Here is a 15,940-nt window from a genome sequence, read left to right on the forward strand (position 1 = left end):
CTAACGCCCCGTCACTGTGATGATTTCGTTTTCGGTGGCGATGGCATCGAGCGGCACATCATGGTGCTCGGATGGCAGGAACGCGACTTCCTGGCAGGCGAAGGCATAGCCGAGGGTGAAGACGGGATGCATCGCCCGCAACTGCGGAATGGTGCGGTCGTAGAAGCCCGCGCCATAGCCGATGCGGTAGCCGCGGCGGTCGAAGGCGACGGGCGGCACCAGGAGCACCTGGGGATGGACTTCCTCCGCCTCGGGCGAGGGTTCGGGGATGTTGTGGCGTCCGACCACCAGCGGGTCGCCAGGCGCCCAGGCGCGGAAGGTGAGCGGGTGGCCGTATTTCGGCGTGGTCGGCAGCGCCAGCTTGCGGCCGGCATGGTGCAGGCGCTCGGCCACTTCGTCCGGATGGATCTCGTCGCGAAAGGCCTGATAGAGGCCGACGATGCCGCTGGTGTATTTCAGGCGGCTGAAGGCGTGATGGGCGGCTCTCGCCGTCGCTGCCTGGCGCTGATGACCGCGGATCTCTGAACGCGCCGCCATCGCCTTGTGGCGCAACTGGGTCTTGTGATCGGTGGAGGCCATTACGCGCATGAAAAGAGGAGGGAGCGGGCCACCTCGGCCGTTGGACGGTTCGATCCCGGGCGCCTACTGATGTAGGTGGGCGCCGTAATGTCCAAGCCCTCGAGCGAGAACAGTGACAGCTCCCTTGGGAGTCGTATGGCCCCGGGGATACAGTTGTCCTGACGAACCAGGCAGCACCGCGCCGAGATAATAGGGTCGAGACGATGCGAGCGCCAGAGGGCGATGAAAATATTGCTGAGAGCGCGAACGGCCCGGGATCGCAGGCATCCCGAGATCCCGGAAAAGACAAAGACGCGTCTAACCAATGAGTTAGGGCAAATAAGCGTTCACACTTGAACGCGCTTTGCTCTAGACGCCGGTCTTCGACAGGGAATCGATCAGCTTCTCGACCCGGCTGGCGGCGTCGGTCAAGGCCTGAGTCACGCGCATCTGGGTCTGCTGCTCGCGCTGCAGGGCATTGTCGCGGGTCTGGCGCAATTCATCGAGATCCTGCTGCAGGGTTGCTGCCCGCCGCTGCATTTCCGACAGTTCGTCCGCGACCATGATGCCGGCCATCACGGCCAGGCGCATGTCACCGATCTCGCCGAAAGAGGAACGCAGGGCATCGATCTTGGCGTCGAGCTGACGACCGAGGCCGAGGAGATGTTCCTCCTGGCCCTCGTCGCACGCCATGCGATAGGCACGGCCTGCAATGGTGACGGATACATGCGCCATGCTAGCTGTCCTGCGGCTCAAGCACGTAACGGATGGAATCCATCGCCTGGTCGAGGCGTCGCGATACGTCGCGATTGGCGGTTTCCATCGCAGCGAAACGTGCATAGCTCGCGTCGAGTTCCAAGGCCAGGCGATTGCGGTCTTCCGAGAGCGCCTGCACTTCGATGCGATGTCCGCCGATGGTGCGGTCGAGTTCCGCGCGATGCTCGGCGGCCTCCTCGAGCTTGGCCAGGGCCGTATTCAATCGTTGCAAGGCTGCATCCACAGACAAGGGCCTACTCACTCTTTCCCTATCGCGGCATTCCATCGAATCATGACGGCGCCGCTCCGCGTTTTTGCTTAAATATCAAAGTATCGCGGTTTCGCACCGCGGCCAAGCGAAAGCCGCCGGCCTTCCCCTGATGATACCTCTGGCTTTCGATCGCCTCACCGCCGGTTGCGTGAATTTCAGGCACAAGCCTGGGGATCATTGACAGTCGGGGATGAGGTGCTAAGAACCCACCGCCCTTTTTTGCCAAATTCCGGCGAATTTCATCAGGAAACACTCCATGGCACTCACCGAAATGCAGAACCGCCTGGCCAATGCCATCCGTGGCTTGGCGATTGATGGAGTTGAGGCAGCCAAATCCGGCCATCCCGGCATGCCCATGGGCATGGCCGATGTCGCCACCGTCCTTTTCACGCGTTTCTTGAAGTTCGATGCCGCCAATCCGCATTGGGCCGACCGCGACCGCTTCATCCTGTCGGCGGGCCATGGCTCGATGCTGCTCTATTCGCTGCTTTACCTGACCGGCGTGCCGGGCATGACGGTCGAGGAGCTCAAGCATTTCCGCCAGCTCGGCCACAAGACCCCCGGGCATCCGGAGAATTTCCACACCGTCGGCGTCGAGACCACCACCGGCCCGCTCGGGCAAGGCATCTCCACCGCCGTGGGCTTTGCCTTCGCCGAGAAGATGCTGGCCGCCCAGTTCGGCAAGAAGGTGGTCGACCATTACACCTATGTGCTGGCTTCCGACGGCGACCTGATGGAAGGCGTCAGCCAGGAGGCGATCGCGCTCGCCGGCCATTACAAGCTCAACAAGATGATCGTGCTGTGGGATCATAACGGCATCTCCATCGACGGCCCGCTGACGCTTTCGGACTCGGTCGACCAGATCAAGCGCTTCCAGGCCGCCGGCTGGCGCGCCGTGAATGTCGACGGCCATGACCAGGATGCCGTCGCGGCCGCCATCGAGGCTGCCCAGAAGTCGAACAAGCCGACCCTGATCGCCTGCAAGACCACCATCGGTTTCGGTTCGCCCCATCGCGCCGGCACCTCCAAGGCCCATGGCGAGCCGCTCGGGCCGGAAGAGGCCAAGCTCTCCAAGGAGAATCTCGGCATCACCGGCGCCCCCTTCGAGGTGCCCGCCGACGTGCTCAAGGCCTGGCGCGAAGCCGGCTCGCGTGGCGCCACTGCCCGCCAAGCCTGGGAAGAGCGTTTTGCCACCCTCTCCGAGCGCAAGCAGGCCGAATTCAACCGCCGCATGGGCCATGTGCGCCCCGCCAAGCTCGGCAAGGCCATTCTCGCCCACAAGAAGGCCCTGGCCGCTGCCCCCACCGCAATGGCGACGCGCAAGTCTTCCGAGGCCGCCCTCAATGCCATCGTCGAGGTCATGCCGGAACTGGTGCTCGGCTCGGCCGACCTGACGCCTTCCAACAACACCAAGGCCAAGGGCCTGGTCGAGATCACGCCGAAGGACTTCAAGGGCCGCTATATCCATTGGGGCATCCGCGAGCACGGCATGGCCGCGGCGATGAACGGCATCTACCTGCATGGCGGCTTCGTTCCCGCCGGCGGCACCTTCTTCGTCTTCACCGACTATGCCCGTCCCGCCATCCGCCTTGCGGCGCTGATGGGAACCGCGCCGGTCTACGTCATGACCCATGACTCGATCGGCCTCGGCGAGGATGGTCCGACTCACCAGCCGGTCGAGCATCTGGCCGCCTGCCGTGCGATTCCGAACATGCGGGTGTTCCGTCCCTGCGATGCGATCGAGACGGCCGAATGCTGGCAACTCGCGCTCGAGCGCACCAATGGGCCGACCATCCTGGCGCTGACCCGCCAGAACCTGCCTTTGCTGCGCGAAGCCACGACGGCCAATCTGTGCGCTCAGGGCGCCTATGAGCTGGCCGGCACCGGCGGCGGCAAGGCCGCGGTGACGCTGTTCGCTTCGGGCTCCGAGGTCGAGATCGCCATGAATGCCCGCGCCATACTCAATCAGCGCGGCGTGCCGACCCGCGTGGTCTCGGTGCCTTCGCTGGAGCTGTTCATCGCGCAGTCTGAAGAGGTCAAGGCCAAGATCATCGGCGACGCGCCGGTGAAGGTCGCGGTGGAAGCGGCCGTCCGCTTCGGCTGGGACGCCGTGATCGGCATCGACGGAGGCTTCGTCGGCATGACCGGCTTCGGCGCCTCCGGCCCGATCAAGGACCTCTACAACCATTTTGGCATCACGGCGGAAGCCGTGGCCGAAACCGCCCTGCGCCGCCACAACGGCTGAGCATGAGCTGTAAGCGGGCGAGGCGTGCCCAGGCGCGCTTTGCTCTAACTCTTTGTTTTGATGCGTTTTCCTAATCGAGAAGTCGATCGGCTTTCCCGGAAAATGCTCTAGCTGAAGGCAGAGAAAGGAAATATCGGATGACAGTTCGTGTCGCCATCAACGGCTTTGGCCGCATCGGCCGCAACATCCTGCGCGCCATCGTCGAGGGCAAGCGCAAGGATATCGAGGTCGTCGCCATCAACGACCTCGGGCCGGTGGAGACCAACGCCCATCTGCTGCGCTACGATTCGATCCACGGCACCTTCCCGGCCGAGGTGAAGGTCGAGGGCGATTCCATCGTCGTGCAGGGCAAGAAGATCAAGGTCACCGCTATCAAGGATCCGGCCCAGCTTCCTCACAAGGAGCTGAACATCGATATCGCGATGGAGTGCACCGGCATCTTTACCGCGCGTGACAAGGCCGCTGCCCACCTCAAGGCGGGCGCCAAGCGCGTGATCGTCTCGGCCCCCAGCGACGGTGCCGATCTCACCGTGGTCTATGGCGTCAACCACCAGGACCTGACCAAGGATCATCTGGTCATCTCCAACGCCTCCTGCACCACCAACTGCCTGACGCCGGTTGCCAAGGTGCTGCACGACGCCTTCGGCATCGAGCGCGGCTTCATGACCACGATCCATTCCTACACCAACGACCAGCCCTCGCTGGATCAGATGCACAAGGATCTCTACCGAGCCCGCGCCGCGGCGCTGTCGATGATCCCGACCTCGACGGGCGCCGCCAAGGCCGTCGGCCTGGTGATGCCCGAGCTGAAGGGCCGCCTCGACGGCACCTCGATCCGCGTGCCCACCCCCAACGTCTCGGTGGTCGACCTCAAGTTCAACACCCGGAAGAGGACCAGCGTCGAGAAGGTCAACGAGGCCATCATCAAGGCCTCCAAGCGCGGCCCGCTCAAGGGCGTGCTGGCCTATACCGACGAGCCGCTGGTGAGTCGTGACTTCAACCACCACCCGGCGTCCTCGATCTTCGCGCTGGACCAGACCAAGGTCATCGACGAGAAGTTCGTGCGCATCCTGACCTGGTACGACAATGAGTGGGGCTTCTCGAACCGCATGGCCGACACGGCGGTGCATTTCGCCAGCCTGATCTGAGCGGCACGCTCGAATTGAGTTGAAGACGGCGCTCCGGGAAACCGGGGCGCCGTTTCTGTTGTGCGATGTGGTAGGATCGGCGTGTGCTGCTGATCAAGGGGGCGTGCGATGGGGGACACGTTTGTCGGGCTGCTGGGCCTTGTGGCACTGGCGGGCTTTCTGTTTCTCGCCTTCAGGCACACGCTGCCTTTCCATTATCGCACGCGCGAGAGAAGTGAGATCAATCGGCACAGCAGCCATGGTGAAACTGAAAATCGCAGCAATTGGTCGAATCTGAATCACCATTCAAACACGGAGTGAAGCGGCGGGCGTTTGCCCTCCAAGACATCTACGCTCCCAGGCCCATTGCCTGGCCGGCGACGCAATTTCAGCCCGTTTCTTACGTTCACCGCTGGATCGATCCGCCCGCTTGCTCTATTGCTCGCCGGTGATTTTGCGAGGCGGGCGGGGTGTGCTAGGGCGTGTGTTCGGTATGGGTTGGTGCCAATCCATGCTGACGACCTGGGCACCTTGCCGAAAAACAGATGGACAGGACAGGCATGAGCGCTTTTCGCACCCTCGACGACGTGAATGTGGAAAACAAGCGCGTTCTGGTACGCGTCGACCTGAACGTCCCGATGGAGAAGGGTGTCGTCAGCGATGCCACCCGCATCGAGCGCATCATCCCCACCATCCTGGAGCTCGCCCGCGCCAAGGCCAAGGTCATCCTGCTCGCCCATTTCGGCCGGCCCAAGGGTGTGGACCCCAAGGAGAGCCTGAAGCCGGTTGCCGCCAAGCTCGCGGAGGTGGCCAAGCGCCCCGTCGCCTTCGCCGAGGATTGCATCGGCGAGGTGGCGGCCAAGGCTGTCGCCGCCCTGCAGCCGGGCGACATCCTCTGCCTGGAGAACACCCGTTTCCACCCCGGCGAGGAGAAGAATGATCCCGAATTCGCCAAGGCGCTGGCTGCCAATGGCGACATCTGGGTGAATGACGCCTTCTCGGCGGCCCATCGCGCTCATGCCTCGACCGAAGGTCTCGGGCACCTCCTGCCGGCCTATGCCGGGCGCACCATGCAGGCCGAGATCGAGGCTCTCTCGCGCGCACTCGAACAGCCCAAGCGCCCTGTCGTCGCCGTGGTCGGCGGCGCCAAGGTCTCGACCAAGCTCGAGCTTCTCGGCAATCTCGTCGCCAAGGTCGACGCCCTCATCATCGGCGGCGGCATGGCCAACACCTTCCTGCATGCCCAGGGCGTCGGGGTCGGCAAGTCGCTGGCCGAGCGCGACCTCGGCGATACTGCCCGCTCCATCCTCGCCAAGGCTGAGAAGGCCAATTGCGCCATCATCCTGCCCGTCGATGCGGTGGTGGCCTATCATTTCGCCGCCGATGCGCCGAACCATGCGTATGGGCTGGATTCCATACCGCTCGACGGCATGATCCTCGATGCCGGCCCGCAATCGGTGGAGCGCATCAAGGGCGCCATCGACGAGGCGGAGACGCTGGTGTGGAACGGCCCGCTGGGGGCCTTCGAACTGCATCCCTTCGATCATGGCACGGTGGCGGCCGCCAAGCATGTCGCAGCGCGCACCAAGGCCGGCAAGCTGCTCTCGGTCGCCGGCGGCGGCGACACGGTGGCGGCGCTCAATCACGCCAATGTGGCCGAGCAGTTCTCCTATGTCTCGACGGCGGGCGGTGCCTTCCTCGAATGGCTGGAGGGCAAGCCGCTGCCGGGCGTGGAGATCCTGCGCGCCTGAGCGGGCGGTACCCTCACCTGGAGGGGAGGGGCGATGCGAAACCTTGGCGTGGGGCAGCTTCTTCGCACGAATCGCGCTCTGTCCAGGATCATTTTCGAGAATTGAGGGCCACGTCATCCCGCCCTGGCCTTGCAGGCCGACCCTCCCCGTCCAGGGGAGGGTGTAAGATCCGCCCCATGCCCCTGGAGACCTCGCAATGGCACGCATCACCCTTCGCCAGCTGCTCGACCATGCCGCCGAGCACGGCTATGGCGTCCCGGCCTTCAACATCAACAATATGGAACAGGTGATCGCCATCATGGAGGCCGCCAAGGCCACCGGTTCGCCGGTGATCATGCAGGCCTCGCGCGGTGCGCGCCAATATGCCAACGACATCATGCTGACCAAGATGATGGATGCGGCGGTCGAGATCTATCCGGACATTCCGGTCTGCGTGCACCAGGACCATGGCAACAACGAAGCTACCTGCCTGACCGCCATCCAGGCCGGCTTCACCTCGGTGATGATGGACGGTTCGCTCAAGGAGGACGGCAAGACGCCGGCCGACTATGCCTATAATGCGGGCATCACCCGCCGTGTTGTCGACATGGCCCATTGGGTCGGCGCCTCGGTGGAGGGAGAGCTCGGTGTGCTCGGCAGCCTGGAAAGCGGCATGGGCGAGGCCGAGGACGGCCATGGCGCCGAGGGCGAGCTCTCGCATGACCAGCTCCTCACAGATCCCGACGAGGCGGTGAGGTTCGTCAAGGACACCAGGGTCGACGCGCTCGCCATCGCCATGGGTACCTCGCACGGCGCTTACAAATTTTCCCGCAAGCCCGATGGCGCCATTCTGGCGATGAACGTCATCAAGGAGATCAACCAGCGCATGCCCGAGATGCATCTGGTCATGCACGGCTCCTCCTCGGTGCCGCAGGAACTCCAGGACATCATCAACAAATATGGCGGCGAGATGCCGCAGACCTGGGGCGTGCCGGTGGAGGAGATCCAGCTCGGCATCAAACATGGCGTGCGCAAGGTCAATATCGACACCGACTGCCGCATGGCGATCACCGGCCAGATCCGCCGCATCTTTGCCGAAAATCCGGGCGAATTTGACCCGCGCAAATATCTGAAGCCCGCCCAGGATGCGATGATCAAACTGTGCAAGCAGCGCTACGAGGAGTTCGGTACCGCGGGCCAGGCGGGCAAGATCAAGGTCATCCCGCTGCACGAGATGGCCAAGGGCTACAAGGCCGGCAAGTTCGAGCCGAAATTCGCTTGAGCCATTCCGGAAAAAAGCTTCACATTCCCCAGGTGATGCGAAGCGGAGGCGAAACCTTACAGCATTGGCGCCGATTCCGGGATCGGCACCAATGCCGTAGCGAGAAGAAGGATTCCCGGGATTCCCGCCATGGCTGAAGTTCCACCCCGTCCCCCCGTCCAGATCTATCTGGTCACCCCTGCCATCGACGATGTCGCTGCCTTCCTGCCCGCCCTGCGGGCGGCGCTGTCGGCCGGCGACATTGCCTGCGTGCTGTTCACTCCGGTGGCCGGCGACGACAACAGCGCCAAGAAGCTGATCAAGGAGATCGCGCCCGTGGTGCAGGGCGCCGGCGCGGCGCTGCTCGTCAGCGGCTGGAGCGCGGTGGTGGCCCGGGCGGGGGCCGACGGCGTGCATCTCAATGATGGCCGCAAGGGCCTCGCCGAGGCGCTGGACAGCTTCAAGCCCGAGCGCATCGTCGGGGCCGGTGGTATCCGCACGCGCGACGAGGCCATGACCGTTGCTGAAAGTGGGGTCGACTACGTCATGTTCGGCGAGCCGGCGCGCGATGGCCGCCTGCCGCCGCTGGAGGGCGTGGTGGAGCGCACCGCCTGGTGGGCCGAGCTTTTCGAGGTGCCCTGCGTCGCCTTTGCGCCGGATCTGGCGGCGGTGCCGCTGCTCGCCGATGCGGGCGCCGATTTCGTGGCGCTCGGCAATGCCGTCTGGAATCACGAGCAGGGGCCGGCCGAAGCGGTTGCGCTGTCGGACCGGCTGCTGAAGCAGAGAGGGAGTCTCGCATGAAGCGCATCGCTGTTGCGGCCGCGCTCGCGCTGCCGGTTCTTCTCGCCGTCATGCCCGGCCAGGCGCAGACGCCGCCGCCCGCGGAAGCTGCCAAGCCCGCCGACGCTGGCACGCCGGCCGAGCCCGATGCCGGCAAGCCCGCCGAGGCGGCCAACGCCGGCGAAGAAACCAAACCCGCGCCCGCGGATGCCCAGCCGGCCGAGAACCAGCCCGGTGACGCTCCCCCGCCGGCTGATGCGGCCACGCCGGCGGAGGCCGCGGCGCCCGCTGCGCCGTCCGGCCCGCCACCGGATCTGGCCTATGGCGCCTTCCAGCGCGGCTACTATCTCAAGGCCCTGGAGGAAGCCACCAAACGGGTGGTGTCCGACAAGGACCCCGCGGCGATGACCCTGATCGCCCAGCTCTATGCCAATGGCCTTGGCGTGCCGCCCGATCCGGTGAAGGCGGCGCAATGGTATTCCGAAGCCGCCGAGCGCGGTGACCGCAACGCCATGTTCGCCTATGGCATGGCCAAGCTCCTGGGCAAGACCGTGCCCAAGGACGAGCCGGGCGGCATGCTGCTGCTCAACCGCGCCGCCGAGCTGGGCGTGCCGGAGGCGGCCTATAATCTCGGCATCATCGCCCTGCGCACCACCAATGGCCCGCCCGATTATGCCACCGCCTATAAGCGCTTCAGCCAGGCGGCGCTCGCCAACAATGGCGATGCCCTCTATTCGCTCGGCGTGCTGACCAAGGAAGGCAAGGGCGTAACGGCCGACAAGAAGAAGGCGGCCGATTATTTCCTTGCCTCCGCCAATGCCAACAACATCGACGGCATGGTGGAATATGGCATCGCCCTCTTCAACGGGGAGGGTGTGCCGCGCGACCAGGAAATGGCGGCAGACTGGTTCGAGCGCGCCGCCCTGCGCGGTTCGCCGATCGCCCGCAACCGCCTGGCACGGATGTATGCGGCCGGCATGGGCCTGGCGCCCAATCCGGTGCTGGCCTGCATGTGGCATCTGCTGGCCAAGGCTGCTGGGCTCGAGGACAAGCAGCTCGACGAATATGTCGCGCGGCAAACGCCGGAAGTGCGGGCCGCAGCCATTCAGGGCGCTCGCTTCTACGGCATGTAGGGATCGGGAGCGGCATGGCCGCATTGGATGCCGCGGCGAGGGCGGTAATCGAGCGTCATTCGCGCGGCTACGTGGCGAGCGTCAAGGCGCACGGTACGTCGAACCCGGGAGCGCCCGGTGGTCGAGATCAATTTCGTCGACGTGCTGGCCCGGCGGGGTGCGTGTGTGCGCGGCACCCGCGAGATATCGAGCGGGCCAGTGAGGCCTCGCCGCCCTGCGTCCGCATTTCGTAGCGTTTGCGTCGAGGCGGTGAAGCCGATCTCGTCGCCCCCCTATGACATCGGCGCGGAGGAAGAGGCCCTGCACGGCCATGGGAAGGCTTATTACCGGGACCTGTGAGCGCCGCCGGCCGCGGCGATTCGAATTTTCACTACGGCCGCATTTTCCCGTTCATATCGGCGGCATTTTCCATTAGACAGGCCGCTTCCCATTCCTGCGCCCCGTGTTCCGGGGCGACCGTTATTTGAAAGTTCCATGATGCTGCGTTCACCTTTGATGAATGTGATGGTTGCTGCCGTGCTCAAGGCCGGCAAGGGGCTCAAACGCGATTTCGGCGAGCTCGAGAACCTGCAAGTCTCGGCCAAGGGGCCGGGCGATTTCGTATCCGTCGCCGACAAGAAGGCCGAGCGCACGCTGCATCAGGAACTCGAGCGGGCCCGCCCGGGCTATGGCTTCGTGATGGAGGAGACCGGCGTCGTCGAAGGCGCGGACAAGACCCATCGCTGGCATATCGATCCGCTCGACGGCACCACCAATTTCCTGCATGGCGTGCCTTTCTTCGCGGTTTCCGTTGCGCTGGAGCGCGAGGGGTTGCTGGTGGCCGGCGTCGTCTACAATCCCGCCACCGAGGACCTGTTCGTGGCCGAGCGCGGCAAGGGCGCCTTCCACAACGAACGGCGCATCCGCGTCTCCGGCCGCCGCCTGATGGAGGATTCGATGGTGGGCATGAGCCTGGCGCGCCTCGGCCGCGGCCAGCACCAGACCAATCTCGCCGATCTCGGCGCCGTGATGGGCAAGGTCGCCGGCGTGCGCAATTTCGGCGCCACCGCCCTGGACCTGGCCTATGTCGCATCCGGCCGCCTCGACGGCCTCGCCTCGCGCTGGCTCTCCTCCTGGGACTTGGCAGCCGGCATCGTGCTGGTGCGCGAAGCCGGCGGCTTTGTCACCGACATCCGTGGCGGTGACACCATGCTGGACACCGGCGACACCGTGGCCGGCAACGAAGCCATCCACAAGGGCCTGCTCGGCCTCTTCGCCAAGGCCTGACGGCGCGGATTCGAAGGCAAAACCGCAGCAAAGACGGGGAGGGGAGAAGATTTCCTCTCCCACCCGCTTGACAGTTTCGGCCCAGCCTTGCATAAGCCGCCCGTCCGGCAGCGCCGGGCCTCGTGGCGGGGTAGCTCAGCTGGTTAGAGCAGCGGAATCATAATCCGCGTGTCGGGGGTTCAAGTCCCTCTCCCGCTACCATTTCTCTCATAGAAAAGATGATCGAGCAGGGTGTTGTTCGCAGGTGCAGCCTTGCGGACCACTACGTTGCTCCGGGCTTTTATGCAGGCTTTGGCTGGGCGCCGGCTTTGTGCTCTGCCTATTTCCAAATTGCATGCACTGAACTGCACTCCACCTTCTGCGCCACCGTCACCCATGAAGGCAGGTCGAGTTGCTACAGCCGAAGCATCCTTCGCACGCCTCAGGGGAAGGCGGTATTGAACGCTTCAGGACCTCGCCGACGTCGAGCGCCTCGCTTGGATGCCAGGCCCGTCGAATTACAAGCCGCGCTACATATCAGCCGGTTGTCCATCATCGGCGCGCCGTAGCTCCCCAAAAATATCCTTTTTCCAAAATGCAAGGAGGTGACTCTCTCATTTTCGTAACACGCCCGCCGTTGAGACATCATCCCTATTTGTTCATCATTTGTTCACGCAATGAAGAAGAAGCACCCAATTCCCGTCTGAGTTAGTGGGAGCTTCGTCTTGCGGCTGAAAAATAGAGGTTTTTCAGATCTGATCCGACATTTAGAGAGGTGACGGTATGAAATTAGAATATGTCTGCAAGAAAATAGCAGTCGTGGGATCTCTGCTGGGGGGTCTCCTGTCGCAAAATGGAGTTCTGCTGGCTGATACTTTGCCTCCGGATACGACCGTGCCAGCGCCGCAATATTCGAGCCCCCTCTTTGCAACACCCCAGGATTTTCGAACGCTCGGCATTGGCTCGGCGCCGCTGCCGGCGTCGCAAAACCAGATCAATGTGGATGAGGGAACGCTGCGCGGCTGGGGCTATATGGGAGACGGGTTCCATCACCGGCTTTTCGAGATTACGAACTTCAATGGCATGAACTCCACTGGTTGGACGCTTGCGCAGTGGAAAACGAATGCCGGCCTTGTCGCGAATTCCCTCGATGATGAAATTGATGGTGTGGCTGTCAATTCCATCATTCAAAAATATAGGACGACATTTGCTGGGAACGATCTATATATACGTTTCCCAAAGGGGAGAGCTTATTTTAGCAGCCCTATCAAAAGCTGTGGAATATCCATCGTATTCCAGGGAAGCGGCCAGGATCAGACCAATCTGATATTCGGAGCAGACAGCAGCTGGAAGAATAATGCTGGTACAGGCCCGCTCTTGGACAGCTCGGGTAATCCGATTCAGGATAAATTTGTAGACGGCGTGAATATATGCAGTACCTCCACGATTGGCAATGTCCCCGATGAGGATCGAATAGAGCTGCGGGATTTAACGGCTGCGCAAGCGAAAGTTGGCGGAAATAATTATGGTTTCTATGGAGTATTTAAGCCATCAAAGAATCTTTACACGCACAATATTAAAATAAATAACTTTAATAATTGTATGTACATTGTTAATGCTGGAGGATCTCAGATCGAAAATACGTCTTGTTATAGTGGTATAAATTATTTCGACGGCAACTCTGAGCCCATCGGGACCACCGATCCTACAGTGGGAGATGGTATTACGATGATAGGAAGAGGAGCTTTCGTAAATCATATCACTAATACGATCGTACAGAATTATAAGACCGGTTACACTTTTTATGCAAGCGGGGCAGCCGGTGCCGTAGGACCTTTTGAGGACGTTTCAATTCTTAACAGTGCCGCCGGTAACGCGAAGCAATGTATCAAAATATATTCGTCAAAAGCGGATTACTCTCCCCTCGAATACAACATCGATAATTTCTCTTGCAATGCGACATCCGGTTTTGTTGACGCGCAGTCTGTCGGTCTCCTGACAATCCGCGGCGGGGACTGGCTGGTTGCCAAGCCGTTTACCGACGCAAACGCAACATGGAAGGGTCAAAACCAGGATTTCTTTCGTTTCTGCCGAGTATCGAACGGAACCTTGGAGCAGGCTTGGTTGTCGAACGACGGAAATGGCGCTGCAATTGGTAGTTATATCCACGTATTTGGTTCAAATAATCCTTGCGGAACCCAAGGAAACGCGAACGGTGTGAGGACTATCAATAACTACCTTTATCACCACAATTTACAGTACAATAACTTGATCGTTGTTGATCCGACTGCGACCAGCGTAACGGTGCGTGACAACGTATTTGCTGGCTTGAATGGGGCGGAAAGTCATCCTCCGGTAAATGCCTTCAGTTGGGGACCTACGGACGCAGCGTCGGCACTTTACCAGGGCCAGCCGGGAGAGGTCGCGAGCGTTGCCGGGTCGGTGGCGTCCGTGCCCAATGGAAGTCCTGTGACTGTCGCAACAGTCAATCTAACGCCCGGTATGTGGGAGTGCTCCGCGGGACTTATTGCAGTGGCGGGAACCGGCACGTCGATCACTACAACGCAGGTTTCGTTCAACACGGCGCCCAATTCTTGGCCGCTTGCACCCGGCTATGGGATGTCGCAGATTCCTGGCAGCGGTACCCTGCGTGCTGGCCCGCATACCTTTGATTTGACCTCAACGCAGGGGACGACGCCTATCTATCTGATCGGGGCGGCTCTCTATTCAGGCTCAGCCGGCCTCAGCGGCAGTGGGCAGTGTGTTCGAGTGCGGTGATACGCCAACGGAGATAGCCTCTCGGGGCATTAGCCGGAGAGGCTATCCTCTATTTCTACAAATTCAATTCGCAAAAATCCAAGTATCGCGATCTTGCAATTTTGTCGGCAGAGGACGGCGAATGTTCTGCCATTTTGCCCAGCGTTTCTCTGGGTTGGTATCTCGATACGATGGCGTTAGATCGAGTTCAGATGTGATATTAAACAGCATCGCCACTGTGTGCGTGCAATCTCAGATCTGGAATATATCTGTTTCAGCGAGAGAACTCCTAACCACTTGGATGGGCGCATATATTGGAGGCGAAGACACGGGTCTTGTGGTTCGTCGCGCATCTATAAGGGCGTTTTTATTCACGAAATGAGAGAAAATTGCAGAGCGGGACGAACCAGCGCATACTCGCCTAAAATAAGGCGAGTTTGCAATGGGATCGACTTATAAGATCTTTGCTTTGAGCGTGGTGATGGTCGCTCTTTGTTTGCCAACGGGCGCAGCGACGGAAACGATAGCCAGCGCCTCCTGCCGTCCCCTACTGGAGGCCAATGTCAAGCTCGGGTCGATTGAGCAGTTTCAGGTAATCAGGAAACTAAAATACCTCAATGGAAAGGTGGTCCATAGGGAACTCGTTGTAGTAGGGGCAAAAGCTTACCAACGTAGCGATATCGGATCAAAATATGTTGAAAGTAATTTTGTATTCCGACGAGATGGACTGCCAAAGGATGCCGTCCATTCTGATTGTGTTCTTGTGGGTTCCGAACACTTTTTGGGTAAAGATTACGACATATGGGACTATCGGTTCAGTTATCTGGATGAAAAATGGGACGCTCGGCAAGCGTTAACCTGTCATACTTGGCTGGATCACCAGACGGGATTGCCCCTAAAACGCCGCTGCGTCTCGTCACAGCCTGATAGCAAGATTTCTGCGCTCTCGCTTTTTTGGAGTTACCGTAAGAGGTTTGAGGCGCCAACCGTGGAGGCGACATCGTCGCCACAGAGCGGAAGATGACGAGGACATGGATAGACGACTGATGAGAAAATATCGTTGCGACCAGCGTGGGTGGCCGAATGTGCCTTCCCTGAACGATAGGAAGGCACATCAGGCACTACAGCTTGCGCACCGCGACTTGGCTGCCGACTGCTAGTTCCAACTGGCAGCGCTCGCGGCCGAGCAAGGCGTGAACGGGCGCAACCACGCCATCCTTCCACCATCCGCCCAAGGTGTAGTCGTCGAATGCCATGATGCCGCCGAGCTTCAGTTTCGGCCAAAATGCATCGATGTCGGCGGCAACCGCATCCTTGTTATGGTCGCCGTCGACATAGACATAGTCGAGCGTCCCATCCTCGACCCGCTTGGCCCATCGAGTAGAGAAGTCCCGAACGACCTCGACTAGCCCTGCCTGTGTCTGCTCACGAAATCGTTCGAGCACTCGTGGATAGCGGCCCTCGACTTCCTCGCGCGTAAAAGCTGTCCCACCATAGAGGGTTGTCGTATGGGCGGCATCGTCGAAATGCATCCACGGATCGACCAGATATAGTTTCCGGGGCTGGGTAGCCTGCAGCAGTTGAGCAGAGAAATCGCCCATAAGAACGCCTATCTCGGCACCGATACCCCCTTTGGGTAGAACTTGCAGTAACATTCCTCTGGGATCTGGAAACATATGGCTTCTTCTTTCCTCTGCTTTTTCTTGGCTCGTGCTATCCACGAGCATTGAGATTTTGTCCAGCCTCTTTGAAGCATCGTCGTTGATTGAGGGCGGAGATACTCCAGCGTAACCGGATGGTAAAATTCGTAGCCGTCGCGCGACGCAAGATCAATGCGCCATTTGATCTGCCCAGGGCGGATGGCCTTAGGCGTCCGCTTCGTGCGTTTGGGAACGGAGATGGGCACCTCGAATGACGTCGACCGAATCGATCCCAAGAGAGGTATCGCGCGGCGGTGGTTTCGGGCGCGGGCTGCTCCGGCCGGAACAGTGGCGGCGACTGGTCGAGTGCTATTAGATGCACGTTATCGACGCCTGTCTGACAGGAGTACATCGATGCTGGGTGCGATGAGGCGGGG

14 protein-coding genes, 1 tRNA gene and 1 other RNA gene are annotated in these 15,940 nt (G+C 61.1%); 11 read left to right on the forward strand and 5 right to left on the reverse strand.

Annotated features, from left to right (window positions below):
- The 4 genes from C5L14_RS26305 to C5L14_RS26320 all read right to left on the reverse strand — a co-directional run bounded on the left by C5L14_RS26305 (position 1) and on the right by C5L14_RS26320 (position 1,546).
- A complete protein-coding gene (locus tag C5L14_RS26305) occupies positions 1-579 on the reverse strand; it encodes a 5-formyltetrahydrofolate cyclo-ligase (protein ID WP_181161336.1) in 579 nt (192 codons plus the stop codon).
- Positions 580-601: 22 nt separating this feature from the next.
- Positions 602-759, reverse strand: a non-coding RNA gene (gene ssrS / locus C5L14_RS26310) — 6S RNA.
- A gap of 168 nt (positions 760-927) precedes the next feature.
- Entirely contained in the window at positions 928-1,293 is a 366-nt protein-coding gene (locus C5L14_RS26315) for a cell division protein ZapA (protein WP_105865021.1), read from the reverse strand.
- A gap of 1 nt (position 1,294) precedes the next feature.
- Positions 1,295-1,546: a DUF4164 family protein gene (locus C5L14_RS26320; RefSeq protein WP_181161337.1), complete on the reverse strand. Its 252-nt coding sequence runs from the start codon at positions 1,544-1,546 to the stop codon at positions 1,295-1,297.
- 295 nt (positions 1,547-1,841) lie between these two features.
- Here C5L14_RS26320 and tkt point away from each other — a divergent pair, with 295 nt between their 5' ends.
- From tkt to C5L14_RS30155, 11 genes are all read left to right on the forward strand, one after another.
- Positions 1,842-3,830 (forward strand): transketolase, encoded by a 1,989-nt coding sequence (gene tkt, locus C5L14_RS26325; protein ID WP_105865023.1) that lies wholly within the window; start codon positions 1,842-1,844, stop codon positions 3,828-3,830.
- A 137-nt stretch (positions 3,831-3,967) separates the two neighbouring features.
- Positions 3,968-4,978: a type I glyceraldehyde-3-phosphate dehydrogenase gene (gene gap, locus C5L14_RS26330; RefSeq protein ID WP_105865024.1), complete on the forward strand. Its 1,011-nt coding sequence runs from the start codon at positions 3,968-3,970 to the stop codon at positions 4,976-4,978.
- A 539-nt stretch (positions 4,979-5,517) separates the two neighbouring features.
- On the forward strand, positions 5,518-6,708 hold the full coding sequence (locus C5L14_RS26340; protein ID WP_105865051.1) for a phosphoglycerate kinase: 1,191 nt from the start codon (positions 5,518-5,520) through the stop codon (positions 6,706-6,708).
- Positions 6,709-6,904: 196 nt separating this feature from the next.
- Positions 6,905-7,969, forward strand: coding sequence for a class II fructose-bisphosphate aldolase (fba, locus tag C5L14_RS26345; protein WP_105865026.1), 1,065 nt, complete (start codon positions 6,905-6,907; stop codon positions 7,967-7,969).
- A gap of 129 nt (positions 7,970-8,098) precedes the next feature.
- Positions 8,099-8,749, forward strand: coding sequence for a thiamine phosphate synthase (locus C5L14_RS26350; RefSeq protein WP_105865027.1), 651 nt, complete (start codon positions 8,099-8,101; stop codon positions 8,747-8,749).
- Positions 8,746-9,861, forward strand: a complete 1,116-nt coding sequence (locus tag C5L14_RS26355; protein ID WP_105865028.1) for a tetratricopeptide repeat protein — start codon at positions 8,746-8,748, stop codon at positions 9,859-9,861. Before C5L14_RS26350 ends, C5L14_RS26355 begins: the two co-directional genes overlap by 4 nt.
- 117 nt (positions 9,862-9,978) lie before the next feature.
- Positions 9,979-10,200, forward strand: coding sequence for a hypothetical protein (locus C5L14_RS26360; RefSeq protein ID WP_105865029.1), 222 nt, complete (start codon positions 9,979-9,981; stop codon positions 10,198-10,200).
- A 138-nt stretch (positions 10,201-10,338) separates the two neighbouring features.
- The gene (locus C5L14_RS26365; RefSeq protein WP_105865052.1) at positions 10,339-11,127 is read left to right on the forward strand and encodes an inositol monophosphatase family protein; all 789 of its coding nucleotides are present in this window, start codon (positions 10,339-10,341) and stop codon (positions 11,125-11,127) included.
- A gap of 124 nt (positions 11,128-11,251) precedes the next feature.
- A tRNA-Met gene (locus C5L14_RS26370) sits at positions 11,252-11,328 on the forward strand.
- Positions 11,329-11,889: 561 nt separating this feature from the next.
- Positions 11,890-13,884 (forward strand): hypothetical protein, encoded by a 1,995-nt coding sequence (locus C5L14_RS30150; protein WP_146127026.1) that lies wholly within the window; start codon positions 11,890-11,892, stop codon positions 13,882-13,884.
- Between the two features lie 421 nt (positions 13,885-14,305).
- Positions 14,306-14,887: a hypothetical protein gene (locus C5L14_RS30155; protein WP_146127027.1), complete on the forward strand. Its 582-nt coding sequence runs from the start codon at positions 14,306-14,308 to the stop codon at positions 14,885-14,887.
- A gap of 97 nt (positions 14,888-14,984) precedes the next feature.
- Here C5L14_RS30155 and C5L14_RS26375 read toward each other — a convergent pair whose 3' ends face one another.
- On the reverse strand, positions 14,985-15,590 hold the full coding sequence (locus tag C5L14_RS26375) for a class I SAM-dependent methyltransferase (protein ID WP_105865030.1): 606 nt from the start codon (positions 15,588-15,590) through the stop codon (positions 14,985-14,987).
- Positions 15,591-15,940 lie beyond the last annotated feature (350 nt).

Origin of the sequence: Labrys okinawensis, assembly GCF_002982075.1 — a bacterium.
GTDB lineage: Bacteria > Pseudomonadota > Alphaproteobacteria > Rhizobiales > Labraceae > Labrys > Labrys okinawensis_A.